We start from the raw sequence: 23,816 nt of genomic DNA, 5'->3' as shown, positions 1-23,816 counted from the left end.
GCGGGTCATCAACGTGCTCAGACGTGCGGGTGTCGACGTCGACGGTGTTCAGCGGGAGGGGTACGACGGTGGGTGACTGGCCGGCGACCGGCGGGGACCGGGTGCTATCCATCCTGTTCTACAGCGTCCAGTACCAATCGGCGTTCGATGACGCCCTCGCCCTGTTCAGGGCCCGCGCCCTGATTCTGGAGCCCATCCACGGCCTGACGCCGGAGGAGGAGTACGAAGCCGTCGCCGCGTCCCTGCGAAACGACTCCCCGCTCGCCGACCTCATTCCGTCCCCGCTTCCCGTGCCGCACTCCGAGCAGGAGTTCCGGGACTTCGCCCGACGCGTGCTCGACCACATGGACGCGTTGCGGCCATGGCCCGAACTGCCGTTCCTCTCCGTGGCCGAGGGTCCGTGGCAGGATTATGCGGACTCTCCGGTGATCGCGCGGATCCGCATGAACGAAATGCGGGTGACCGAGCGGATTCATCGGCATCTCTCCCAGGTCAACGGGGACGAGCGGTTGCGCCACTGGCTGACGCTGCGGCTCAACTCGGGGGACGAGGTCGCCTTGGCCGAGCCGTGGTGGCCGGGCAGCGAGGACATCGCGGTCCTGTCCCGGCGCGACGCCGATCGGGCCACCGAGACGGTCCTGGAGGCGTTCCTGCACGTCACGGGCTTCACCCTGGACGACCTCGACGATCTCACCGACGGCGTGGACCGCCTCTCACGCGGCGGCGCGGGCACCGGCTGGCTCGCGTACACGCTGCGGCGTGAGCGCACCTCCGGAGGGGCCGGTCAGGCGGCGTTCCAGGCGTTCCAGCGCGCCCGCCTCCACTGCGAGGCCATGGACAAGCCCGGAGTCGTCGCCGTCGGCCCGCCGGGCAAGGGCCTGGTGCCCGCGTTCACCTCGCCCGAAGCACTGGCCCACTACGTCACGGCCAAGGGTGGAGACCTGGAGCCCCGCTTCTTCTCCACCGTCGGCGCGGACCTGCTCGGCCTCCTCCCCGACGGCTACGCCGTACTCGTGGATCCCGGACAGGAGTACGCGGCCGCCTTCGACCGGCATGGCCCGCGCTGACGGTCAGCGGTCGTGGGCCCACGTCCGCAGGGTCAGGACGCGGCCCTTCTCCTCCACCTGCGCCGGCTCCTCGTCGGTGAGCCGGAAGCCCAGGGCGCGCGCGACGGAGACGCTGGGGGCGTTGTCCGGCTCGATCTCCAGCACCAGCCGGGGGATCTCCAGCACCTCGTGGGCGTAGTCCATCAGCAGCCGGGTGGCGCGCGGCGCCAGGCGCTGCCCGCGGTGGGCGGCGCCGATGGCGTAGCCCATGCTGGCCCGGGAGAGGCTGACCAGCACTTCGCCGAGCGGCTTGTGGCCGTCGGTGGTGATGGCGAGGTGCAGCCGGTCCCCGGCGGCGCGGGTGCGGCGGACCATCTCCAGATACGCGCGTGCCTCGTCGAGGCCGAAGGGGGAGGCCAGCGGGGTGCGGTAGGCGACGCCGGGATCGTCGAACAACTCCGCCATGACCGGCAGGTCCGCCTCCTCCCACTCGCGCAGCACGAGGTCATGGCCGGTCAGCCGGACGGCGGAGGAGGGCAACGTCATGGGTGTCCTTCGATAGGCGAGATGTCGATTTTAGGGCTTGGCGCGGCTGCCGGGCAGCTCGCCCGAGCCGCGCGCGACCAGCTCGACCGGGACCTTGACCCGGCGCCCGCCCGACCCCCCGTCGAGCAGCAGGTCGACGGCGCTGCGCGCCAGCCTGGCCACGTCGTAGCGGACCACCGTGACGCCCGGGTTGAAGACGTCCGCGAGGGCGAAGTCGTCGAATCCCACGTACGCCGGTCGTTCGTGGCGCTCCCGCAGGGCCTGCAGGATGCCGATCGCGGCCCGGTTGTTGGTCGCGAACAGCGCCGTCGGCGGGTCCGCCAGGTCGAGCAGCCGGCTCACCTCGCGGGAGACCCGCCACGGGTCGAACACCCCCCGCACCACGAGGGACTCGTCGACGGGCAGACCCGCCGCCCGCAGCGCCGTACGGTAGCCGGAGGCGCGGTCGTGCACGGAGCTCAGCCCGTCGTCGTCGGAGATCAGCGCGATGCGGCGGTGGCCGCGCGCGATGAGGTGCTCGGCCGCGACGAGGCCACCCCTGACGTCGTCGAGCAGCACCACGTCCGCCTGGTCGAGGCCGGTCGGGACCCGGTCGACGAATACGGTCGTCAGGCCGGGGTGCTCGCCCAGCCAGCCGTGGTCGGCCGCGGAGGGGACGATGATGAGGGAGTCGACGCCCCGGGCGTACATCGACTCGACCAGCATCCGCTCCCGCTCGGGCCGCTCCTCGTAGGAGCCGAACACCACGAGCGCCTCGTGCTCGGCCGCGGCCGCCTCGACCGCCTTGGCCAGGCGGGAGTAGAACTCGTTGGAGATGTTCTCCATGATCAGGCCGAGGGTGAGCATGGTCGCGCCGCGCGCCAGGCGGCTGGCGGCCTCGTTGCGGCGGAAGCCCAGCGTGCTGATGGAGGCCAGCACCCGCTGCCGCAGCAGCGTGCTGACATGCGGCTCCTGGTTGACCACCCGTGAGACCGTTTTCAGGCTCACCCCCGCGTGCCTGGCCACGTCGACCATGGTCGGTTTCCGCGCTGTCATAGTCTGCCCCCATGGATGATGAATGGATCTGCGGCCGGCTGGGCGAGGACGAGCCCTGGATGATGGGCGCGGTCAACCCGCCGATCTTCGAGAACTCCCTGTTCACCTTCGCCACGGCGGGTGAGCTCGGCGAGGCGATCAGGAACGAGGACGAGAGGTACGTCTACTGGCGCGGCACCAATCCGACGGTGGATCTGGCGCAGCGCAAGCTGGCCGCGCTGGAGCGGGCGGAGCGGGCCAAGTGCTTCGCCTCGGGCATGGGCGCCATCGCGGCGACGATCTCCTCGCTGGTGTCGGCAGGCGATCACGTGCTGGTGCTGGGCGCGGTCTACGGACCGACCACCCAGTTCCTTCGTTACCTGGAGAAGTTCGGCGTCACGCATACGCATGTCGTCGATCTGGAGGCCTGTGACAGCGCTATCAGGGAGAGCACCCGCCTACTGTACTTCGAGTCGCCCTCGTACATGCGTTACGAGATTTTCGACATCCCCGCCGTCACCCGGTGGGCGGGCGAGCATGGCCTGGTGACCGTGATGGACAACACCTGGTCCACCCCGATCTTCCAGAAGCCGCTGACGATGGGCGTGGACCTGGTGGTGCACTCCCTGTCGAAGTACGTGGGCGGGCACAGCGACCTGGTGGGCGGGGTGGTGGCGGGGTCGTCGCGGCTGATCAGGCCGCTGGCGCTGACCGAGTACCAGCTCTACGGGGCGGCGATGTCACCGCACGACGGGGCCAAGGTGATCAAGGGACTGCGTACGCTGCCCGTACGGATGGTCGCTCATCAGGAGCGCGGGATGGCGGTCGCCCGGTTCCTGGCGGACCATCCGGCGGTGCGGCAGGTGAACTATCCCGGCCTGCCCTCGCATCCCGGTCACGGCATGGCCCTTCGCCAGATGTCCGGCTTCTCCAGCCTTTTCAGCATCGAGTTGGCCACGGAGTCCCGCGCCGAAGTCGCCGCATTCCTCGACGCGTTGCGACATTTCAGGATCGGGGTGTCGTGGGGAGGGTTCGAGAGCCTGGTCAACGCCCCCGCGCTGTCCACCCAGGAGAGCGTGCGCGCCACCATGGGCATCCCCGTCGGCCTGGTACGGCTCTCGGTCGGCCTGGAGGCGGCCGAGACGCTGATCAAGGATCTCGGCCTGGCGCTGGAGCGGATCAGTTGACAGCCGGGCCGGTCTCGTGACAGCCGGGCCGGTCTCGGTCCGGCGGCGAATGAGTCCATCCGGCGTCTCGGTCTAGCGCCGGAAAGGGTCAGTCGCCTAGCGTGATTGACAGCGCTGTCTTACCTCTCTGGAGGCCCCACCATGAAATCCCCCCTCCTGGCGGCCGCAGCCGCCGCCACACTGGTGCTCGCCGGATGCGGCTCCGGCTCGTCCTCCTCCTCCGGGGAGGTACAGCTGCGCATGATCGAAAGCCTGACCAGCCCCGAGCGCACGAAGCTGATCAAGACGCTGATCGCGGACTTCGAGAAGGCCAACCCCGGCGTCACCGTCGAGCTGGTCTCACCCCCCTTGGAGAGCGCCGACCAGAAGATCACCCAGATCCTGCAGACGAAGAAGGACCTGGACGTGCTGGAGGTCCGCGACCACACGGCCAAGTCCTTCACCAACAACGGCTGGCTCGCCGAATTGCCCACCACCGACTGGCCCGGCTGGGCGGACCTGACCGAGCTGGCCCAGACCAAGGCCGTCGAGGTCGGCGGCAAGCCCTACCTGATCCCGTACGGCTTCTACCAGCGGACGCTGTTCTACCGGACCGACTACGGCATGACCGCGCCGCCGAAGACCTGGCAGGAGCTGTACGAAGCGGGCAAGGCGATGACCACGAAGGACCGCTTCGGCTACTCCTTCCGGGGCGGCAAGGGCGGCGCCGACTACGCGGTCATGATGATCAGCGCCTACAACGGCGAGGCCCTGGATCCCGAGAAGTCCTTCTTCCTGAAGGACAAGCGCACCATCTTCGCCACCCCCGAGGCCACGCAGGCGCTCGACCTCTACGTCAAAATCTTCAAGGAGGCGTCGCCGCCCGACTCGGTGTCGTGGGGCTATCCGGAAATGGTCCAGGGCTTCACCTCGGGCGTCACCGGCATGCTCATCCAGGACCCCGAGGTGATCAAGACGGTGGAGGAGAGCGGGGTCACCGCCTGGTCCACCGCCCCCATCCCCAAGGGCCCGAGCGGCTACGCCTTCCAGCCGGTCGGCTACGCGGGCTGGGGCGCCACCTCCTTCAGCGCGCACCCCAAGGAGGCGGTCAAGCTGGTGCAGTTCCTCTCGGAGTCCGCGCAGAGCATCGCCTTCGCCAAGGGTAACTCGCTGATCCCCATCTCCAAGCAGGCCCAGAGCGACCCGCAGTTCTCCCAGGGCGCCTGGAAGGCCTACCTGGAGGCGCAGCAGGACCCCAAGCAGGTCATCACCATCCGCCCGGTGGACTATCCCGGCTGGAGCCAGTTCAACGTCGACTCCGACCGTGACATCCAGGCGCTGATCACCGGCAAGAAGACCACCGCCGAGGTGCTCAAGTCCTGGGACGCCTTCTGGACGGACCAGGCGAAGAAGGTCTCTTGAGCACCCGTGCCAAACCCGCGTTCACCGGGCGCAGGGCCAGGTTCATCGCCCTGTGCCTGCTGCCCGGGGTCGTGTTCGTGCTGCTGTTCACGTACTACCCGATGGTGCGTGGCGCGATCATCGCCTTCCAGCGCTACAACCTGTTCGACCTGACCGCCACGCCGTTCGTCGGGCTGGAGAACTTCCAGGCGGTGCTGGCCGAGGACCGCTTCTGGACGGCGCTGCGCAACACGGGCACCTGGGTGGTCGTGTCGCTGTTATTCCAGTTCGTCCTCGGGTTCGGGCTGGCGCTGCTGCTGCGGCGTCACTTCCGGGGGCGCGGGCTCTACCAGGCGTGGGTGTTCTTCCCGTGGGCCATGTCGGGGTTCCTGATCGGGCTGCTGTGGCGCTGGATGTTCAACGGGCAGTTCGGCGTGATCAACGACCTGCTGCTCAAGGCCGGGATCATCGACGAGCGCATCGGCTTCCTCGCCTCACCCGGCTGGGCGATGACCTCGGTGATCGTGGCCAACGTCTGGTACGGCGTGACGTTCTTCGCCATCATGATCATGGCCGCGCTGCAGTCGGTGCCCCGTGAGCTCTACGAGGCGGCGTCGGTGGACGGGGCGTCCCGGCTGCGCCAGTTCTGGCACGTGACGCTGCCGCACATCCGGCCCACCCTGGCGCTGATCGTGCTGCTGCGGATCATCTGGATCCTCAACTTCCCCGACCTCATCTACGCCATGACGGGCGGCGGACCGGCGGGCAGCACCGACATCATCACCACGTTCCTCATCCAGCAGGTCGCCGGCGGCGACTACGGCAGGGCGGGCGCGGTCGGGCTGCTGGTCCTCGGCCTGCTGCTGGCCTTCAGCGTCTTCTACCTGAACGCGACCCGATTCGAGAAGGCCCGATGAGACGTCTCGCCAAGGTGATCGTGCTCACCGTCTGGTTGCTGATCACGCTGTTCCCGCTCTACTGGATCGTCGTCACCTCGCTCAAGCCCAAGGCCGAGATCTTCTCCCTGCCGCTGCGTTACTGGCCGGGCACCGTGACGTTCGAGCACTACACCGAGCTGTTCTCCTTCGCCGACTTCGGGACGTACCTGCTCAACAGCCTCATGGTCTCCCTGATCTCCGCCGGCGTCGTGACGGTGACCGGGGTGCTCGGCGGCTACGTCCTGGCCCGCTTCGCCTTTCCCGGCAGGGGAGCGCTGATGCTGGCCTTCCTCGTCACCCAGATGATCCCGCTGTTCATCGCGCTCGGCCCGCTCTACCTGCTGATGTCCGACCTCGACCTGCTCAACAGGCTGGCCGGGCTGATGCTGGTCTACGTCGCCATGCTGGTGCCGTTCGCCACGATCATCATGCGCGGCTTCTACGAGCGGGTGCCGGTGGCGCTGGAGGAGGCCGCGCAGGTCGACGGCGCGTCACGGATGGCCGCCATGATCAGGGTGGTGATCCCGGTCATGCTGCCCGGCATCGCGGCCACGTTCATCTTCGCCTTCGTGCAGTGCTGGAACGAGCTGTTCCTGGCGATCACGTTCATCGACAGCGAGGACGCCAAGACCATCCCGGTCGCGATGAACTCCTTCATCACCCAGTACGACATCGACTGGGGCGCTATGGCGGCCGCCACCGTGGTCTCGGTGATCCCGACCCTGGTGATGTTCGCCGTCATCCGGCGCTACATCGTCGAAGGACTGACCGCTGGAGCGGTCAAAGGATGACAACCGTTCGTCGTCTCGAACTGACCTTTCGTCGCAGCCGCCGCCCAACTGAACGCCATTGGGCGGCGGCTCGCCGAACAACCCCGTTCGGCCCCTCCACGTAGGGTAGGCACCCCTCTTAACGTGAGCGTGATCCGCATCACAGTGGAGGTCTCGTGACAACCCAAGAACATGACGCGTCTGTCTATGAAGAGGTCCAGAGGAGCAGTGAGTTCCAAGATCTGAAGAGGCGTTTCCGCCGGTGGACGTTCCCGATGACGGCGGCGTTCCTGGTGTGGTACCTGCTGTATGTGGTGATGTCGGGCTGGGCCCGTGACTTCATGGCCATCAAACTGCTCGGTGAGATCAACGTTGGACTGATCTTCGGGTTGCTCCAGTTCGTGACGACCTTCGGCATCGCGTGGGCCTACTCCAGGCACATGGAGAAGGTGCTCGACCCCATTTCCGACAAGCTCCGCCACGAGGTCGAGGAGAAGGCCAAGTGAGCTCAACGGTTCTCGCCACGATCCTCTTCCTTTCCTTCGTCGCCGCCACGCTCGGCATCACGGTCTGGGCCAGCCGCCAGACCAAGACCGCGGCTGACTATTACGCGGGCGGCCGCTCGTTCACCGGCGTGCAGAACGGCCTGGCCATCGGCGGCGACTACATGTCGGCGGCCTCGTTCCTCGGCATCGCCGGCATCATCGCGCTGTACGGCTACGACGGCTTCCTCTACTCCATCGGCTTCCTGGTCGCCTGGCTGGTCGCGCTGCTCCTGGTGGCCGAGCTGATGCGTAACTCCGGCAAGTTCACCATGGCCGACGTGCTCGCCTTCAGGATGAGCCCCCGGCCGGTGCGCACCGCGGCCGGCGTCTCGACCATCGTCGTCAGCATCTTCTACCTGCTCGCGCAGATGGTCGGCGCGGGCGCCCTGGTCGGCCTGCTGCTCGGCATCACCTCCGACGCCGGCAAGATGTGGACGATCGTCGCCGTCGGCGCCCTGATGATCATCTATGTGGTGTTCGGCGGCATGAAGGGCACCACCTGGGTGCAGATCGTCAAGGCCGTGCTGCTGATGAGCGGCGCCGCCCTGGTGACCATCCTGGTGCTGGGCAAGTTCGGCTTCAACCTGTCGGCGCTGCTCAGCCAGGCCGCCACGACCAGCGGACCCTCGGCCAACAGCGGCAGCTTCCTCAGCCCGGGCCTGAGGTACGGCACCGAGGCGCAGGGACTCGCGGGGAAGATCGACCTGATCAGCCTCGGCCTCGCCCTGGTGCTCGGCACGGCGGGACTGCCGCACATCCTCATCCGCTTCTACACCGTCCCGACCGCCAAGGCAGCGCGCAAGTCCGTGATGTGGGGCATCGGCCTCATCGGCACCTTCTACCTGCTGACGCTGGTCCTCGGCTTCGGTGCCGCCGCCGTGGTCGGCGCCGACGCCATCCGCGCGGAGGACCCGGCGGGCAACACGGCCGCGCCGCTGCTGGCCCAGCGGATCGGTGAGGAGATCTTCGGCTCGGTGGGCGGCACCATCCTGCTGGCCCTGATCGGCGCCGTCGCCTTCGCCACCATCCTGGCGGTGGTCGCGGGCCTCACTCTCGCCTCCTCCTCCAGCTTCGCCCACGACCTGTACGCCCACGTCTTCAAGCGCGGCCAGGTCAGTGAGCGTCAGGAGGTCGTGGTGGCCAGGCTCTCCGCCCTGGTGATCGGCGCCGCCGCCATCGGGCTGGGCATCCTCGCCCAGGGCCAGAACGTGGCGTTCCTGGTGGCCCTGGCCTTCGCGGTCGCGGCCTCGGGCAACCTGCCGGCGATCCTCTACAGCCTGTTCTGGAAGAGGTTCAACACGGCGGGGGCGGTCAGCGCCATCTACGGTGGCCTGGTCTCCGCGCTGCTGCTGGTCATCTTCTCGCCCGTGGTCTCGGGCTCGAAGACCGCCCTGTTCAAGGACGCCGACTTCGCCTGGTTCCCGCTGAGCAACCCGGGGATCATCTCGATCCCGCTCGGGTTCTTCTGCGGCTGGCTCGGCACGGTCCTGAGCAAGGAGTACAACGCCGCCAAGTACGCCGAGATCGAGGTCCGGTCTCTCACCGGTGTGGGCGCGGAGCAGGCTACCAAGCACTGACGCGCACAGAGCGGGGCCCGGCACGGACTGCACGCCGTGCCGGGCCCTTTCCACGTGCTCGGTCAGTTGATCAGGAGCCCACTGGCTCCGCGCGGAGCTTCGCCGAGTGCTTCACCAGCGAGATGAGCACCTCCCGGCTGGAGTCACGCTTCCTGGCGTCACACATGATGATCGGGATCGACGGCTTGAGCTGCAGCGCCAGCCGTACCTCCGCGAGCTCGAACGTCTCGGAGCCCTCGAAGCAGTTGACCGCGACCACGAACGGGGTGCCGCGCCGCTCGAAGTAGTCGACCGAAGGAAAGCAGTCGGCCAGGCGGCGGGTGTCGGCCAGGATGACCGCGCCGAGCGAGCCCTCGGCCAGCTCGTCCCAGACGAACCAGAACCGCTCCTGGCCCGGCGTGCCGAACAGGTAGAGGACGTATTCGTCGCCGATCGTGATGCGGCCGAAGTCCATCGCCACCGTGGTCGTCCGCTTGGCCTCGACGCTGGACAGGTCGTCGATGCCGATGCCGCGCTCGGTGAGCACCTCCTCGGTGCGCAGCGGTCTGGTCTCCGAGACCGCGCCGACCATCGTGGTCTTGCCCGCGCCGAACCCGCCGGCGACAAGAATCTTGATCGCCGTCGGCAGGCGCGGCCGGCTAGAGCGATCGAAGGCCATCGAGCACCGCCCTGTACATCTTCATGTCACGCATGTCCATTTCGGATTGCGGCTCCTGGGCCGAGACGAGCTCCCTGTCGAACAGGTCGCCGAGGAGTACGCGGATGGTGCCCGCGGGCAGGTTGAGGTGTGCGGCGATCTCCGCCACGGACTTGGGCTCCCGGCAGAGCCGCAGGATCGAGTGGTGCTCCGGGTCGAGCCCGGCGTCCGGGCCAGGCGGCGGCCCCACGGCCAGGGCCATCGAGATCAGGTTGAACCTGCCGTGCACGGGCGCGGTCCGGCCCCGCGTCACCACATAGGGCCGGATGATCTCCGGATCGATCCAGTGCTCCCCGCTCGGCTCGCCCGAGGATCTGTAATCCCCGTTCACCGCTCTGCCCCGGCGCGGGTCCCCGAGGTCAGATACTGGCCGACGCGGGCCACGAGCATGGCCATCTCGTAGGCGACCAGGCCGATGTCGGCGCCCTGCGCGCAGAGCACCGCAAGGCAGGCCCGCTCGCCCGCCACGGTCACGATGAGGAACCGCGATCTCCACTCCACCACGGTCTGCTTGACCGGGCCGCCGCCCACATGCTCGGAGACGCCCTTGGCCAGGCTCTGCAGCCCGGAGGCCACCGCCGACAGGTGCTCGCCGTCGGTCCGCTGCAGCGCGGCGGAGGAAGCCATGAGCAGCCCGTCGGAGGACAGCACGATCGCGTGCTCGGCCTCCTTGACGCGGCCGATCAGATCATCGAGGAGCCAGTTGAGGTCTGTGCCGGCACCTGGTGTCACGTGTCGCCTCCCGACTGTTCTTCCATGAGCCTGGCCGCCTCGGTCCTGCCGAGCCGGGTGCCGGACTGCAGGGATCCCATCATCGCCCGGATCTCCTCCGGCGAGCGCTCGTCATCGTCATCCTCAAGATCTGGAGTGGTGGGCGGGCCTTCGTCCCGCAGGGCCGCGGCCAGGTTGGCCTGCGGCACCCGCAGCGGCAGCCCTCCCGGGGTGAACACCGAGGGTGCCTCTGGCTGGGGCTCCGTGGCCGCCCCCTTCTCGATCGGCTGGGGCAGGTCGGGCTCAGGCTGCTGCGGCGGCCGCGAAGGGCCGGCCACCTTCAGCGCGCGGACGTTGCCTTCGTTCACCGGGCGCTGGGCCACCGGACGCTCGGTGGCCGGGCGGGCCGCCGTGGCCGTGGCCGACGCGGCCGTCGCCGACGTGGGCGACCTGCGGGGCAGGCGTGGCGTGGCGTCCGTGTCGGCCGGGTCGGGCCCGGCGTCCACCTCCACGAGCTCCTGCGGCAGCAGCACCACGACGGTGGTGCCGCCGTAGGGCGAGTGCTTGAGCACCACCTTGACGTCGTGGCGATCGGCCAGCTGGCTGACCACGTAGAGGCCCAGCCGGGCGGTGCCGCTGATGCGGAACTCCGGTGGGTCGGCGATGCGCTCGTTGGCCGCCTCCAGGTCCTCGGGCTTCATGCCGAGCCCTTGGTCCTCGATTTCGATGACATAGCCGTTGGCCACGAGCTGGCCGCTGACGCGCACGTTGGTGTAGGGGGGCGAGAAGGAGACGGCGTTCTCGATCAGCTCGGCCAGCAGGTGGATCACGTCACCGACGGCGCGGCCGACGAGCACCACCTCGCCCATCGGCATGAGCGTCACCCGGGTGTAGTCCTCCACCTCGGCCAGCGCGCCGCGGACCACGTCGACCATGGGCACCGAACGGCGCCAGGTGCGGGCGGGGGAGGAGCCGGACAGCACGATGAGGTTCTCGGCGTTGCGGCGCATGCGGATGGCCAGGTGGTCCAGGCGGAAGAGCTGCTTCAGCTCCTCGGGGTCGGTCTCCTGCCGCTCCATCACGTCCAGCACGGTGAGCTGCCGGTGCACCAGGCCCTGCGTCCGGCGCGCCAGGCTGAGCAGGATGTCGCGGATGCCGCGCCGCAGCTCGGCCTGCTCGGCGGCGACGCCGATGGCGGTCCGCTGGACGGTGTTGAACGCCTGCCCGACCTGACCGATCTCGTCGTCGCCGAAGTCGAGGTCGGGCACCTCCCGGCTGACGTCGACCACCTCGCCGCGGCCGATCCGCTCCACCACCCCGGGCAGCCGCTCGTCGGACAGCTCATGGGCGGCGTCCCGCAGCTTCTTCAGCTGGGCGAGCAGCTGCCTGGTCGTGGTGATGGAGAGCACGATCGAGGCGATGACGGCGAGCAGGCCGAGACCGCCGGCCAGCACGAGCCGGACGATGACGCCGACGGCGACGGGCGTGATCCGCTCCAGCAGCCGGTCTCCGGCCGAGACCGTCACGGTGTGCAGGTCGGCGAGGGTCGCCTCGGTGGTCTTGCGCCAATCCTCGCCGCTGACGGGCAGCACGTCCGCGCCCACCCGATGCCGGATGAGTCGCTCCTCCATGCTCCGCAGCCGGGTGGCGGCCGGGCTCTTCGCCCAGGCGTCGTAGTGCGGCTTGTCCACGTCCGGCAGCTTGGACATGGCCTCGGACAGGGTCTGGCGGAAGACCCCGGTGGCCGCCACGAAGTCGGCGTGCTCCTGCTCGGTGAAGCCGTCCCGGGCGAAGACACCGGCCATGATGGCGTCCTCGCGGGCGAGGAACTCCCGCGAGTGGTGCATCTCGGCCAGCGTCCGGCCGTCCTTGGCGATCTCCTTGTCGTCGAACGCGGCGACGGAGTCGTACATGCGGTAGAAGTCGTCGATGACGGCGTTGTAAGGGGCCGTCGCCTGGGAGGGCTGCGTGACGCCCGTGTCGATCGCCTTCCTGATGGCCTTGAGGCCGGTCAGCCGGCTCTCGACGGCCGCCACGCGCTCCTCCAGCAGGTCGTCGGCGCCGAATCGCACCGCGGTGCCGCTGATGGAGCTCGCGAACGCGGCGTGCGCCGCGTCCGTCCGCGCGCGCTGCTGGCGCAGCGCCGCGCCGGTCGGCCGCAAACGGCTACCGAGGCTGGCGACGGTCAGTCGGCGCTCCCGCTGCAACTCGACGAGCAGGGGCTCGCTGGGCTCCACCACACTGCTGTTGATGGTCGCGGCCCAGAGCATGTTGATGCCCTCCCGGAGCGTCACCCAGGCGGCGAAAGCCCACAGGAGCGCGAGCGACACGATTAGTGCAGTGACCTTTGACCGGACACTGGCGTTACGGAAGCGCATCGAGCCCACCCCTGAAGAAAGCAGGGTAGTCAGCCTGCCTTGTCAAGACGGAAAGATGAGCAACCCAAGATTCAGACACCCGGGTCACCTTAGCAACGCAGCGTAGCTCTCTCAACGCGAATGGACGCCATCGAGACGCTATGTCCCAGTTTCCTGTGTAATCATCCTTTTGAGGTCTTTGCTACGTAAAGAGCGGCTAGGATGGCTGCCCGTACGATTGCCGTCGGGGAGTAAAGGTCTTTGTCATGCCAAAGCGGAGCATAATCTGATAAGGGATCTTCCCGGAGAAATTCGTATCCGCGCCACGCGGCTTTCAGGCACCGTTCATCCGAGTCCGGGCCGGAGAGCAGGAGGATCTGCATGGCGTAGGCGGTCTCCTCCGGCCCACCTGCCCAGCGCCCCCATGATCCGTCGTCCCGCTGGGTGGCCAGCACCCATTCCCTGGCCCGGTGGACCGAGCCGGTGTGCCGGGGCCCGCCGAAATCGCCGAGCGCCAGCACACAGCTGAGTGTGGCGTAGAAGGGGGAGGCGTGCCATCGATCCTCCCAGCTTCCGTCGGCCCGCTGCTTCGCGGCCAGCCAGCTCGCCACGCGCGCCATCACCGGCCCGTACGCCGCCTGCGCCGGCGGCCTGGCGCGCACATACTGCCCGAGCGCGTCCAGCACGTGGGCGTTCACACTGACCGAGACGCCGTCCTCGCCCTGCCAGGTGCAGAAGTGGGCGCCCGTGTCGAACATCATCAGGGACGAGGGGTCGCAGGGCACGCCGAGCAGGGCCAGCGCGTAGAGCGCGACGCTGGTGGTGTCCGCGTCGGCCGGCAGGCCGGCTCCCGCGGGCGTCCCCTGGGGGCGGATGGCGGTCCGCAGATCGGCGATCATCTCGGCCGGCACCCGTACCGGCACGCCGGCCCTGACCAGCCAGCTCAGCACCCAGCCGCGCTCGAAGACGGTGATGGGCAGCCCGACGGGGACGGGTCCGCCGCTGCGCGCGGCCACCGCCTCCAGGTGCTGCCGGGCGGCGGCGGCCGAATCGGTCAGCGCCGTGTCGGCCGGATCGGCCCGCGCCGCGTCGGCCGAGGCGAACCCGGCCAGCCAGGTGGCCGTCGCCGCCGGGGAGGCGCCGACGGTGCCGAGCGGCGCGGGCCGGACGTCGCCGGCGCGGGCCGCGTCCGTGCCCGCGACCTCCAGGACGTGCAGCACCTTCTGCGGCGGCTCCTGGCCTGAGGACAGCAGCCGCTTGACCCGATCGAGGCGGGTGGTGTCCATGCCGGGCGCCGCCAGCGGCTCACCGTGACCGTGTGCGTTGATCAGCTCGACGAGGGCCGGCACGATCAGGTCGATCGCCGGGGTGTCGGGCAGGTCGGGCTTCTGCTGGAGCAGGTGGCGCAGGGCCCGCAGCCCGGACCGCGCCACCGGGACGAGGGCGGGGTCCCGCTCGCCCGCACTGAGCAGGGCCTCCGTGGCGCTCAGCGTGGGCACCAGGCCGTAGCCGTCGGGAGCGCCCCAGGAGCCGTCGTCGCGCTGCTGGGCCAGCAGGAAGGCCACTCTCTCGCCGTGGCCGGCCAGCCAGGGGGCGAGGGTGACCAAGCGCCCCGTCTCGTACACCGATGCGGACACCTGGCCCCAGGGCCGTGCCATGAGTTCGTCGACCAAGGTTCCGGCCTGCTGGGAAAAGTTCATGATCACCACTGTGTGTCCGCCCAGAAGTCAGTCAGCTCGTAGAAGCCGGCGCTGTAGTGGATCTGCCACCAGAGATACGCGGCGGCGCGGGGATGGACGTTCCTCAGTGGTTCGATCAGGTCGGCGGCCTCGCGGGACAGCTCCGCCAGCCGGGTGGTCACCTCGTCGCGGGTCATGCCCAGGGTGAAGGCGTTGAGGTCGCCGAAGCTCCTCTCCCTGTGGTGCGTGGCCAGGTCGTTGAGCAGCCGGAGATAGCGCTGCACCGTGTCGCCCGCCGGACGCAGCCGGTCCAAATCGCCGGGGCCGGTGGCCAGGCCGGTGTAGATCCAGTGCGAGACGCTGATGAAGCCGGCCCCGCAACTGTCGGCGTTGGCCAGATACCGTTCCGGCGTCGGCGCCTCGGCCCGGCTCCACTCCCATTCGCGGGCCATGGCGGTGAGCATGCGCTCCAGTTGAGCCCGCCAGGCCGGCTCCAGCCCGGGGAAACCGGCCGTGCCGGCCAGCTCGCCGCGCAGCTCCGCGAGGAAAGCGCCGGCGGGGGAGACTGGGGCGCCGCCGCCCGCCACGGCCAGGCACTCGGTCACCAGCGCGGCGACCTCCTCCCTGGCGGTGGCCTCCTCGTCGATGAGCCGGTCCACGGCGAACACCAGCAGTGAGGCGCGGTTGACCGCCCGCAGGGCGTCGGCGGTGGCCCACGGTGAGCCGAACGCGCCGGCCAGCGCCAGGGAGAAGTAGAGCCCGCCGTCGAAGGACTTCTCGGGGAACAGCCCGGGGTGCGCGGCCGCGCCGCGGGCCAGATCGCGGGCGCCGGCCACGGCCAGGGCGCACGTTCGCCCGTCCGCGAACAGCTCGGCCGGCGTCGTCACGGTCGTCGTATCGGGTAGAGAGCCATCGTCAGCCCCGCGGGTGGCCGCAGGGATGAGGCGAGCTGGGGGGAGACCGGGCCGTCGCTGTGGACCACGGGCCTGAACCTCCTGAGGATTCCGGCGATCAGCAAGGGAGCCTCCATCATGAACAGGGCCTGACCGAGACAGACGTGCGGTCCCGCGATGAACGGCAGGAAGGCGTAGCGGTGCCGCCCGGACTCGTTCCCCGGCGCGAACCGCTCGGGGTCGAACGTCAGCGGCCGGTCCCAGAACTGCGGCAGTCGCTGCGTCAGGTACGGGCTGAGGATGACGGTGGAGCCGGCCTCGATCGTGACTCCGCCGACGACGTCCGTGGCGAGGGCCTTGCGGGGCAGCATCCAGGCGGGCGGATACAGGCGCAGCACCTCACTGACGAACATCCGCAGGTACGTCAGATCCGGCAGATGGGAGACGCTGACCGGGGCGTCGCCGACCACCCGCTCCACTTCCTCGTACACGCGGGCGGCGGCCTCGGGATGGGCGTGCAGTGCGGGCCAGACCCAGGTCAGCACCGTGGTCGTGGTGTCGGTGGAGGGGCCGTGCATGGCCACCATGTCGTCCCTGATCCGCCGGTCGCCGTCGGGCCCGGCGTCGTCCCTGCGGGCCTGGCACAGTCGCGAGACGACGTCGTCGCCGTCCTGCTCCTGCGTCCTGACCTGCTCGATGCGCCGGTAGATGACCTCGTCGACGGTCCTGATCGCTCGTCTGAAGGCTCGATCTCCCGGTAACGGCACGCGGTCCGGCACGAAGGGCAGCAGGTGCCGGATGGCGTTGGCGGTGACGGCGACGTCGTAGGCCGGTCCCAGCCGGTTCATGTCGGCCACGGAGATCTTCTCGCCGAAGAACAGCCGGACGATCATCGGGTGCACGATCGCGGACATCGTCTTGGCGATGTCGAGGGGCGGTCCCGGCACGATGACCTCGTCGATCGACCTGTCGATGCTCTCCGCCATGCGCTCGGCCAGCGAGTTGACGTACCTGGCGGTGAAGAGCGGCTGCAGGATCCGCCTGCTCTCCGCCCAGTTGTCGCCGTCGGACAGGATGCCCTGCCCGACGAGCGGGGCCAGCGGATCCCAGAACATGCCTTCGCGGACGAAGTTCGGCTGGTTGGTCGTCAGCACGTGCTGGACGTGGTCGGGGTGGGTCACCAGGTAGGGGCGAAACGGTCCCATGCTCAGCCGGACGAGCTCGCCGTCCGCCTGCGCGCCGGCCTCCTCCAGAGCGTTGACCGGGACGCGCCAGTGCCTCGTCAGCCTGCTGAGAAAGGGGAGGGTCTTGACGGAGGCGACGGTGGCCGCCATATGCGTGTCTCCTTCTCAGGTCCAGCCATTTGTCTCACATAACGGACATAAGCTGACGAAAGTCAAAGCTAGATGGAGTATTACATGATCGTGCATGCAGTTCAAGATCGCATTGAGTAGGAGCGCGCCATGAATGCCAGCCGTCCTGACGCCGTCCAGGCGGGTGCGGAGGCGATCGCTCGCTGCCGGCGCCTGCTTGAGCCCGCCCTTCGCGAAGCGGTCTCGGTGCTGCATCCGTCGGGGGCGAGGATGGCCGGGTTCGCGCTCGGCTGGTCGGATGTGGACGGCCGGCCGTTCGCCGGAGACGGCGGCAAGCACCTGCGGCCGGCCATCGCCATGCTGTCCGCCGAGGCCGTCGGCGCGCCGCCCGAATCGGCGCTGCCGGGAGCCGTCGCCGTGGAGCTGGTGCACGCGTTCTCACTGGTGCACGACGACATCATGGACCTCGACGAGCGGCGCAGGCACCGGCAGACGCTGTGGCGGGCCTACGGCGCGGGCCCGGCCCTGCTGGCCGGCGACGCCATGCTGGCGCTGGCGGTCGACCGCCTGGCCGGCACCGGCGTCCCCATGGCGTACCTGTCCAGGGCACTGGTGGAGCTCGTCCAGGGGCAGACCCTCGACCTGGCCTTCGAAAACCGTCCGTGGAGCGGACCCGGCGAGGTCACCGTCCAGGAGTACGAGGAGATGGCCGCGGGCAAGACCGGCAGCCTGCTGGGCGCGGCCGCCGCGACCGGCGTGGCGCTCGGCGGCGCGCCCGAGCTGGCCGAGCGAGCCTGGGAGATGGGCCGTGAGTTCGGTGTCGCCTTCCAGATCTATGACGACATCCTCGGCATCTGGGGTGATCCGGCCATCACCGGCAAGCCCGTCCACGGCGACCTGCGCCGCGGCAAGAAGACCCTGCCGATCATCGCGGCCCTGTCCGCGGGAGGTACGGCCGCCCGCGAGCTGGCCGTCGTGGTCGGCGCGGCCGCCACGGACGAGGAAGCCGTACGACAGGCCGCGCGTCTCGTCGAGGAGGCCGGCGGCCGGCAGGCGGCGCTGGACCTGTCGGCCCGCCGGGCCCGGGGCGCCATGAAGATGATGGCGGAGTTCCTGCCCGGCGACACCGCCCTCCGCGACGTGTGCGGCGCTTTGATCGACCGCATTCGCTGACCGTTACGGCGCTCTGATCGACCGCATTCGCTGACCGTTACGGCGCTCTGATCGACCGCGTCCGCTGACGGTCACGGCGCCCTGACCGACCGTATCCGCTGACCGTTGGGGCGCTCTGATCGACCGTATCCGCTGACCGTCAGCCTCCCGCGACGTCGCGGAACTCGTCGCCCACCCGATCGTCCAGCAGGTCGTCCAGCGCCGTCCTCAGATGGCCGAGCAGGCCCCACACGTCGTCCATCCGCTCCGGGCAGGCCACGATGCCGAAGTCGATCATGCCGTCGTACGACAGGCAGGTGATGTTCACCCCGCCGCTGACGTCGGACAGCACCGACATCGGGTAGTACGACAGGACCCGCCCGCCGCACAGGAACAGCGGGAACTGCGGGCCGGGCACGTTGCTGATGATCAGGTTGATCGGCGGGCACGCCACCGAGGCGAGCCGGAAGGCCGCCGGCGTCACCAGACCGGCGACCGGAGCGGGCAGCAACGTGCACAGCTCGTCCAGCCACCTGGTGCGCGCCATCGCGAAACGCCGTTTCGCCGCGCTCATCGTCTCCCCGGTCACCCGCAGCCGCTCTCTCGCGCCGACGACCTGCGTGGGCAGCGTGGTGACCAGCGCTGAGATCTGGTTGCCGGCCCGCGCGCTGGCGGCGGCCGTACGGACCGCGACCGGGACGGCCACGATCAGCGGCTCCGCCGGCAGCGCGTCCCGCTCCAGCAGCCACGACCGTAGCGCCGACGCGCACACCGCCATGATCACGTCGTTGACGCGGACATCGTTGGCCTTGGCCACGTTCCGGACGTCCTTGTACGACACCGAACCGAAGGCGAGGCGCCGCTCGGCGCTGATGGGGCCGTTGAACGGCGTGCGCGGCACCGCCAGGCTGGGCGGCTCGGGCCGCGGCTCCAGATCGCCGCCCGCCACCCGGGCCGCCTCGGCGATCAGCCGCGCGCCGGGCACCCTGGCGGCCAGGGGAATCGCGTCCAGTTCCCCGGCCATCCGGATCATGGAGCGCAGCGTGCGTACGGGCTGGGTCGCGGCCTGCACGGCGGCCCCGGAGAGCATCTCCAGAAAGCTCGGCGCCCCCGTGTCACCCAGCTCGCCCCGGCTCGCCTCGTCGCTCCTGGCATCCCCGTCGGTCCCAGCATTCGCGTCGATCTTGGCTTCCCCGTTGGTCTTGGCATCCGCGTCGGTCCTGGCATCCGCGTGTCGCCCATCGGCTCCGTCACGGACGTCGTCGGGGGTTTCGGGGCTTGCGGGGGTCTTGAGGAGGTCGGGGCGGCCGGGGGCGAGGTCGAGGAGGGTGGCGAGCGTTTCCGCGCCGGAGACGCCGTCGATGGCCGCGTGGTGCACCTTGGTGTAGACGGCCACCGTGCCGTCGGCCAGTCCGTGGATGAGGTGCATCTCCCACAGCGGGTGCGCGCGGTCGAGCCGCCGGGCGTGGATCTCGGCCACCGCGTCGGCGAGTTGCCCCATGCCGCCGGGCGCGGGCAGGGTCTGCTCGAACAGGTGGTGCTCCAGATCGAAGTCCGGATCGTGCGCCCAGTAGGGCCGGTCCAGCCCGAGAGGCACCTGGACGAGGCGGAGACTCAGCGCCGGCGAGAGGTGGCGGCGTTCGAGCAGAAGATCGGCGAGCGACTGCCGGCTGATGCTGCCACCGGCCGGGTCGAGAATCGCCAGCCCCGCGACATGCGCGGCCGTGGTCTCGGACTCGGCGTTCAGGAACTGCGCGTCGAGCGCGGACAGCTGGCGCATCTGCTCTCCCCTATTCGCCGGGTGTGTTCACCATCACATGTATGGATTACCAGAACGTTTCCGCGCGAGTCTCTCAGATGAATTCGAGTACCGCGCGCACCCGGTTCATGGATTACGCAGCTCAGCCGCTATCCGTGACATTTCTCTAACCACGCACCACGTGAACGGGGTGTTGTACGACAGCGTCGAAGTGATAGCCGAACGGATGCCGGGGCATGGTGAGGGGCTGCGTGGCCCCGGTCTCGTCGGTCGCTCTGGCCAGGAGCACCTGCGCGCCCGGCCGCTCGGGCACCCACCAGACGTGCCACGGCAACCAGGCGCTGACCAGGTGCGGGCCATGGTGCTCCGCCTCGTGCCAGCCGGCGCCGCCGTCGAAGCTGACCTCCACCCGTACGATCCGCCCGTGCCCCGACCACGATCTGCCGCGCAGCACGTGGGGCTCGCCGGCGGACAGTGCGGCGTTCCAGGGGAGCTCGAATGCGCTCTTCACCGGTTGCTCGGCGACATCCCGGTAAAACACGGTGTTCCACGGCGTGAAAGCGGGAGTCGTACAAACTTCAATTTCCCCGAGCCACTTGATGGACGCGATTCCCGCCCAGCCGGGCACCACCAGTCGCGCCGGAAATCCATGGTCGGGGAGAAGTGGCTCCCCGTTCATTTCGTAGGCCACCAGGACGTCGTCCATCGCCTTGCCGACGGGCAGCGGTCTGCGGATGCGGCCGTACCCCTCGAAGGGCGCGTCGAGCCCGTGGGCCACCACGTCCACGGCGTTTTCGCGTACGCCGGCCTCTCGCAGGAGGTCCCGCAGCGGCACCCCGCGCCAGCGCGCGACCCCGATCGCCCCCAGCCCCCACTGCGCTCCCGGCGCCGGGTCGCCCTGCTGTGATCCGTAGAACCGGCGGCCGTTCCCGGCGCACTCGATGGCCGCGTCGATGGTCCGTGAAGGCATGGACAGCAGTCGCTCGTAGTCGAACACGTCCGGCCGGCGTACACCGTCGCCGTGCACCCGCAGCCGCCACCCGGTTGCGTCGATCAGGGGAGTGGAGGTGTGGTTGCGGACGAAGAACCGGTCGGTGGGGGTGTGGTAGCCCTGGCCGGCCATGCTCTCCCAGCGCATCTCGGCATTGCCGTCGTGCCGCACGAACAGGTGCTCCGGCAGCGGCTTCACGATGGTCTCCAGCGCCTGCTTCACGGCGGCCACCTCCCAAGCTCTCTATTTCCTACCTGTAAACCATCTAATCCTTCCACGTCTCTTGATGCGCCTTCGACGATCCCGGAACCTTCCGGAACGCGTCATTTCATGACATACCCGGAAACATGCCGGATGGAACGGTCGTCCGGCTGGGTCGGTGGCTGTTCATGAACAGCCTCACCAGGGTGCTGTCCGTTCATCCTCGATGACTAAGATCACGCCATGTCGCGTCGCAAGCAGGTCACACCCCCAAGGCCACTCGCGGTCGGCGACGTGGTGGCCGCCCACTCGGTGGATCTAGGGGAGTGGACGGCCGCGCAGGTCGTCCGGCTCAACGCCGATTCACAGACGGCAGCGGTGCTCGAGCTGGACTGGTCCGGGCCCGAGCCATCGTCCGTCGCCGACCTCGGTGACGTCGCACCTCTCAAGCTCACCCATCATTCATGGAACGGGACGCTGTCGTTCTGCAACCACGAATGGGTCCTCCCGCGCAGTCACAAGGTCATCGGAGCGACCCGGCTGCTCCACGGCGGACCGGCGAACAGCTGGGCCTCCGGATGGCATCTGGGCGACCAGCTCGCTCGACAACGACGGTGGGACCGAGGCGTCCACGAGGACCCGGTCGTGCCGTGGAAGGTGGAGTGCACCGGCGAGAAGGTCAACGAACTGCTCAGCCGGCCGGCCGCGCCACGTTCAGAGGTCATGCATCTGACGATCAGGGACATCGACTCCCTCGACTGTGCCCAGCTGGTCCAGCGTTTCCCCGCGTTGACGCGGCTTCATCTGTCCGGACGCCTCGGACTGCTCTCCCATGCGGACGACCTGTGCCAACTCATCTCTCTCCAGCGGATCAGCATCGTCGACCTGTTGGGGATGACCAAAGAGGACTGCCTCAAGCCGCTTCGAGTGTCAGAGCTGGAATCGGTGGACCTCTACGGCATCCCGGCTGGTTACGCCTCGGTGATGCGCAAGACCTGGCATCCCGAGATCCCCGCAGGCACCTTTGTCTCCATCCACCGGGCCCGCAAGCCTGAATGGGTCGAGGAGAACCGGAACAATCCGCTGCGCGACTGGGACGGCCGCGAACAGATCAGTGCCACCACGTACAAGAGGGCCGTCGCTCAATACAGGACGACGAGGAGGGCGGTCATCGAGGCGTTCGCCGAAGAGCCCGCCGACACCCGACCGGCCCGGATGGAAGAGATCGGGCGCTTCTACGGAGAGGCATTCAACCAGCTTGACCAGCGATCGGGCTTCATCGAAACCGTCGAACGCGAAGAACTCTTCGAGGCCCTTGACCACATCATGAACGAAGCCGAAGCGCTCCACGGCCCTAGCGTCGAAAACGCTCGCGGCAGCCTCATCTCTGGAGTGGAATCCGTCCGAGACTGGTAGGGAGGAGGACACCATCCCGCTCTGGTGGGTGTCGAACTCGGCGACCTGGCCCGCGACGAGGACGAGGTCCTGGTCGCCGAGCACCAGGCGTAGTCGCCCGTTGAGGACGTACAGCCAGTGGTATCCCTCGTGCGAGCGGGGATCGGGCTGGAGATCGTCCGGGCCGGCCGGGAGGATCTGTTTGAACGCCTGCAGCCCGCTGGGGTTGCGGGACAGGGGGAGCAGCAGCTCCAGGCCCGGTTTGCGGAGGCCGGACTCCAGACGGGAGAGGGTGCTGACCGAGATGCCGGTGGTCTCCGACAGCGTGGTCAGGGAAACTCCACTGCGATGACGCCATGCGCGCAGTCGCGGCCGACCGCGCCGAGCACGGCGTCGAACTCGTCACTCATGCGCCCGACTATGCCCACCCTTTTGCAGTTTCCGAAAGCGCTTTGTCACCTGCTCCTCGGCAGGTCCGGGTTGGATGCCGGAGGTGGTCACGATGACCCACCACGACGGCCGGAACGCGAACCTCCGTAGGGTTGCGGTCAGCCTGTCGGCTGGTCCTGTGGTGCGACCTTCACCAGAGCCGTGAACGCGCCGCCGTTGCCGAGGCTTTTGATCAAGGTGTGGAGGGCTGCTCGCCCGCCGTTCTGCCGGAGCCAGCGGCTCACCTGGCACGCGGACTTGGCGTAGGTGCCTGGGTCCTGGCCTGCGGCGTGGAGCCATTCGCCCAGCGTGACGGGCAGCGGCCCGGTGGGATCCGTCAGGCAGCGGTCAGGGGCGGACTCGGGGGCGAGGTAGCGGGGGTCGTTCGAGACCACCACCGCCAGGCCCTCGTCGAACCACTGTGGGACATCCGCCCCTCCGCTGAGGCGCTGGTGTAATTCCACATGAGACAGTTCGTGCGAGGCGATCACCGGGTCGAGGCCGCGCGGTGAGAGCATCACCGATCGGTTGAGCACCGCGATCCCACGCTCCTTTCCGCCGCCGATGTGCTGATAACACTCCTCGGTCAGGCATACGAGCAGCTTGGGAGAGCCGGACCGGCCGCCGTAGAAGCCGCTGACCCGTTGTCGCGCGGTCTCGACCACCTGGCTCACCCACGCTCGCTGCTCGCCGGACAGGCCCTGCTCGGTGTAGACGCCGGGTTGCAACTCCGTCAACCCGTAGCAGCCCGGGCAGGTGGTCGCCGCGACGGACGGGTAGGCCAGGACGACTCCTGCCGCACCGGCGATGAGTAAGGCGGCCAGGCCGGCGAGGCTCCGCGTCCAGATCTTGCGGAACTTCGATCTCCCACGCGTCGCCTGCATGCCGCAGCCCTCCGTGGTGTGTCCGTCGTTGCTGTGAGATTCTCTCGCACCGATGGCGTCGTAGGCGGTCTTGGTGCCGGTGGGCTCTTCGGCCGAAAGGTGGGCACCATCGCGGCTTGGCGCTATCGGCCCGGTCGGCGGTACGCCTTGGGCAGCCGGTCGTGCTCCCGCGCGACGGTCAGTGGTGGCTCGGTGCGGGGCGGGAGCACTGATCATGGTTCACCTGGTGGGAGGGCCGCCCGGTGACGGCCCTGTGAGGTGAGGTCGTTGGCGTATCGGTGAGTCTGACACTGCGGAACACTCGGGCCGCTTGACGGCTCGGATGTCACCGGCGAAGCGCGTCGGACACGTA

21 protein-coding genes and 1 pseudogene are annotated in these 23,816 nt (G+C 69.0%); 9 read left to right on the top strand and 13 right to left on the bottom strand.

The window, feature by feature from the left end; translation table 11 throughout:
* The first annotated feature begins 68 nt into the window (after positions 1-68).
* A complete protein-coding gene (locus tag IEY87_RS39495; protein WP_189143991.1) occupies positions 69-1,067 on the top strand; it encodes an SseB family protein in 999 nt (332 codons plus the stop codon).
* 3 nt (positions 1,068-1,070) lie between these two features.
* On the opposite strand, the gene IEY87_RS39490 is transcribed toward IEY87_RS39495, so the two are convergent.
* Both IEY87_RS39490 and IEY87_RS39485 read right to left on the bottom strand, forming a co-directional pair.
* Complete coding sequence (locus tag IEY87_RS39490) at positions 1,071-1,592, bottom strand: GNAT family N-acetyltransferase (protein WP_189143990.1); 522 nt, start codon at positions 1,590-1,592, stop codon at positions 1,071-1,073.
* A gap of 30 nt (positions 1,593-1,622) precedes the next feature.
* Entirely contained in the window at positions 1,623-2,627 is a 1,005-nt protein-coding gene (locus tag IEY87_RS39485; protein ID WP_189143989.1) for a LacI family DNA-binding transcriptional regulator, read from the bottom strand.
* A gap of 11 nt (positions 2,628-2,638) precedes the next feature.
* On the opposite strand from IEY87_RS39485, the gene IEY87_RS39480 reads away from it, so the two are divergent.
* The 6 genes from IEY87_RS39480 (at position 2,639) to IEY87_RS39455 (ending at position 9,003) form a co-directional block, all read left to right on the top strand.
* Positions 2,639-3,793: a trans-sulfuration enzyme family protein gene (locus IEY87_RS39480; protein ID WP_189143988.1), complete on the top strand. Its 1,155-nt coding sequence runs from the start codon at positions 2,639-2,641 to the stop codon at positions 3,791-3,793.
* A 141-nt stretch (positions 3,794-3,934) separates the two neighbouring features.
* Positions 3,935-5,194 carry an ABC transporter substrate-binding protein gene (locus IEY87_RS39475; protein ID WP_189143987.1) on the top strand — a complete coding sequence of 420 codons (1,260 nt, stop codon included), beginning with the start codon at positions 3,935-3,937 and terminating at the stop codon, positions 5,192-5,194.
* Positions 5,191-6,090 carry a carbohydrate ABC transporter permease gene (locus tag IEY87_RS39470; RefSeq protein ID WP_225277613.1) on the top strand — a complete coding sequence of 300 codons (900 nt, stop codon included), beginning with the start codon at positions 5,191-5,193 and terminating at the stop codon, positions 6,088-6,090. Before IEY87_RS39475 ends, IEY87_RS39470 begins: the two co-directional genes overlap by 4 nt.
* Entirely contained in the window at positions 6,087-6,902 is an 816-nt protein-coding gene (locus tag IEY87_RS39465; protein ID WP_189143986.1) for a carbohydrate ABC transporter permease, read from the top strand. Before IEY87_RS39470 ends, IEY87_RS39465 begins: the two co-directional genes overlap by 4 nt.
* A 254-nt stretch (positions 6,903-7,156) precedes the next feature.
* On the top strand, positions 7,157-7,387 hold the full coding sequence (locus IEY87_RS39460; RefSeq protein ID WP_229699447.1) for a DUF485 domain-containing protein: 231 nt from the start codon (positions 7,157-7,159) through the stop codon (positions 7,385-7,387).
* Complete coding sequence (locus IEY87_RS39455; RefSeq protein ID WP_189143984.1) at positions 7,384-9,003, top strand: monocarboxylic acid transporter; 1,620 nt, start codon at positions 7,384-7,386, stop codon at positions 9,001-9,003. The genes IEY87_RS39460 and IEY87_RS39455 overlap by 4 nt, the downstream gene beginning before the upstream one ends.
* Before the next feature lie 70 nt (positions 9,004-9,073).
* On the opposite strand, the gene IEY87_RS39450 is transcribed toward IEY87_RS39455, so the two are convergent.
* The 7 genes from IEY87_RS39450 to IEY87_RS39420 form a co-directional block, all read right to left on the bottom strand.
* On the bottom strand, positions 9,074-9,661 hold the full coding sequence (locus IEY87_RS39450) for a GTP-binding protein (RefSeq protein WP_189143983.1): 588 nt from the start codon (positions 9,659-9,661) through the stop codon (positions 9,074-9,076).
* A complete protein-coding gene (locus IEY87_RS39445; RefSeq protein ID WP_225277612.1) occupies positions 9,642-10,031 on the bottom strand; it encodes a DUF742 domain-containing protein in 390 nt (129 codons plus the stop codon). Before IEY87_RS39445 ends, IEY87_RS39450 begins: the two co-directional genes overlap by 20 nt.
* Complete coding sequence (locus IEY87_RS39440; protein ID WP_189143982.1) at positions 10,028-10,432, bottom strand: roadblock/LC7 domain-containing protein; 405 nt, start codon at positions 10,430-10,432, stop codon at positions 10,028-10,030. The genes IEY87_RS39445 and IEY87_RS39440 overlap by 4 nt, the downstream gene beginning before the upstream one ends.
* Positions 10,429-12,741, bottom strand: a complete 2,313-nt coding sequence (locus tag IEY87_RS39435; protein WP_225277611.1) for a sensor histidine kinase — start codon at positions 12,739-12,741, stop codon at positions 10,429-10,431. The genes IEY87_RS39440 and IEY87_RS39435 overlap by 4 nt, the downstream gene beginning before the upstream one ends.
* A gap of 209 nt (positions 12,742-12,950) precedes the next feature.
* Positions 12,951-14,468: a prenyltransferase/squalene oxidase repeat-containing protein gene (locus IEY87_RS39430; protein WP_189143980.1), complete on the bottom strand. Its 1,518-nt coding sequence runs from the start codon at positions 14,466-14,468 to the stop codon at positions 12,951-12,953.
* 2 nt (positions 14,469-14,470) lie between these two features.
* On the bottom strand, positions 14,471-15,334 hold the full coding sequence (locus IEY87_RS39425) for a terpene synthase family protein (protein WP_189143979.1): 864 nt from the start codon (positions 15,332-15,334) through the stop codon (positions 14,471-14,473).
* Positions 15,331-16,674 carry a cytochrome P450 gene (locus tag IEY87_RS39420; protein ID WP_189143978.1) on the bottom strand — a complete coding sequence of 448 codons (1,344 nt, stop codon included), beginning with the start codon at positions 16,672-16,674 and terminating at the stop codon, positions 15,331-15,333. The genes IEY87_RS39425 and IEY87_RS39420 overlap by 4 nt, the downstream gene beginning before the upstream one ends.
* A 129-nt stretch (positions 16,675-16,803) precedes the next feature.
* On the opposite strand from IEY87_RS39420, the gene IEY87_RS39415 reads away from it, so the two are divergent.
* Positions 16,804-17,826 carry a polyprenyl synthetase family protein gene (locus IEY87_RS39415; protein ID WP_189143977.1) on the top strand — a complete coding sequence of 341 codons (1,023 nt, stop codon included), beginning with the start codon at positions 16,804-16,806 and terminating at the stop codon, positions 17,824-17,826.
* Positions 17,827-17,965: 139 nt separating this feature from the next.
* Here the strand turns inward: IEY87_RS39415 and IEY87_RS39410 are convergent, their stop codons facing one another.
* Both IEY87_RS39410 and IEY87_RS39405 read right to left on the bottom strand, forming a co-directional pair.
* Positions 17,966-19,585, bottom strand: coding sequence for a wax ester/triacylglycerol synthase family O-acyltransferase (locus IEY87_RS39410; RefSeq protein WP_189143976.1), 1,620 nt, complete (start codon positions 19,583-19,585; stop codon positions 17,966-17,968).
* Positions 19,586-19,730: 145 nt separating this feature from the next.
* A complete protein-coding gene (locus tag IEY87_RS39405) occupies positions 19,731-20,777 on the bottom strand; it encodes a sulfite oxidase (RefSeq protein WP_189143975.1) in 1,047 nt (348 codons plus the stop codon).
* A gap of 273 nt (positions 20,778-21,050) precedes the next feature.
* On the opposite strand from IEY87_RS39405, the gene IEY87_RS39400 reads away from it, so the two are divergent.
* On the top strand, positions 21,051-22,172 hold the full coding sequence (locus tag IEY87_RS39400; protein WP_225277640.1) for a hypothetical protein: 1,122 nt from the start codon (positions 21,051-21,053) through the stop codon (positions 22,170-22,172).
* 27 nt (positions 22,173-22,199) lie between these two features.
* Here the strand turns inward: IEY87_RS39400 and IEY87_RS39395 are convergent.
* Together IEY87_RS39395 and IEY87_RS39390 are read right to left on the bottom strand one after the other, a co-directional pair.
* Positions 22,200-22,561, bottom strand: a pseudogene (locus IEY87_RS39395) (helix-turn-helix domain-containing protein); the annotation flags it as partial.
* A 138-nt stretch (positions 22,562-22,699) separates the two neighbouring features.
* A complete protein-coding gene (locus IEY87_RS39390) occupies positions 22,700-23,464 on the bottom strand; it encodes a hypothetical protein (RefSeq protein ID WP_189143973.1) in 765 nt (254 codons plus the stop codon).
* Between the last annotated feature and the right edge of the window lie 352 nt (positions 23,465-23,816).

The organism is Nonomuraea glycinis (genome assembly GCF_014646515.1).
GTDB lineage: Bacteria > Actinomycetota > Actinomycetes > Streptosporangiales > Streptosporangiaceae > Nonomuraea > Nonomuraea glycinis.
This window is presented reverse-complemented; position numbering and strand designations above follow the sequence as displayed.

What these genes read in the sequence shown, in the direction of transcription:
- IEY87_RS39490 (WP_189143990.1), bottom strand. Translation starts at nt 1,592, where the DNA reads ATGACGTTGCCCTCCTCCGCCGTCCGGCTGACCGGCCATGACCTCGTG.
- IEY87_RS39485 (WP_189143989.1), bottom strand. Translation starts at nt 2,627, where the DNA reads ATGACAGCGCGGAAACCGACCATGGTCGACGTGGCCAGGCACGCGGGG.
- IEY87_RS39480 (WP_189143988.1), top strand. Translation starts at nt 2,639, where the DNA reads ATGGATGATGAATGGATCTGCGGCCGGCTGGGCGAGGACGAGCCCTGG.
- IEY87_RS39475 (WP_189143987.1), top strand. Translation starts at nt 3,935, where the DNA reads ATGAAATCCCCCCTCCTGGCGGCCGCAGCCGCCGCCACACTGGTGCTC.
- IEY87_RS39465 (WP_189143986.1), top strand. Translation starts at nt 6,087, where the DNA reads ATGAGACGTCTCGCCAAGGTGATCGTGCTCACCGTCTGGTTGCTGATC.
- IEY87_RS39460 (WP_229699447.1), top strand. Translation starts at nt 7,157, where the DNA reads ATGACGGCGGCGTTCCTGGTGTGGTACCTGCTGTATGTGGTGATGTCG.
- IEY87_RS39450 (WP_189143983.1), bottom strand. Translation starts at nt 9,661, where the DNA reads ATGGCCTTCGATCGCTCTAGCCGGCCGCGCCTGCCGACGGCGATCAAG.
- IEY87_RS39430 (WP_189143980.1), bottom strand. Translation starts at nt 14,468, where the DNA reads ATGAACTTTTCCCAGCAGGCCGGAACCTTGGTCGACGAACTCATGGCA.
- IEY87_RS39420 (WP_189143978.1), bottom strand. Translation starts at nt 16,674, where the DNA reads ATGGCGGCCACCGTCGCCTCCGTCAAGACCCTCCCCTTTCTCAGCAGG.
- IEY87_RS39415 (WP_189143977.1), top strand. Translation starts at nt 16,804, where the DNA reads ATGAATGCCAGCCGTCCTGACGCCGTCCAGGCGGGTGCGGAGGCGATC.
- IEY87_RS39410 (WP_189143976.1), bottom strand. Translation starts at nt 19,585, where the DNA reads ATGCGCCAGCTGTCCGCGCTCGACGCGCAGTTCCTGAACGCCGAGTCC.
- IEY87_RS39390 (WP_189143973.1), bottom strand. Translation starts at nt 23,464, where the DNA reads ATGCAGGCGACGCGTGGGAGATCGAAGTTCCGCAAGATCTGGACGCGG.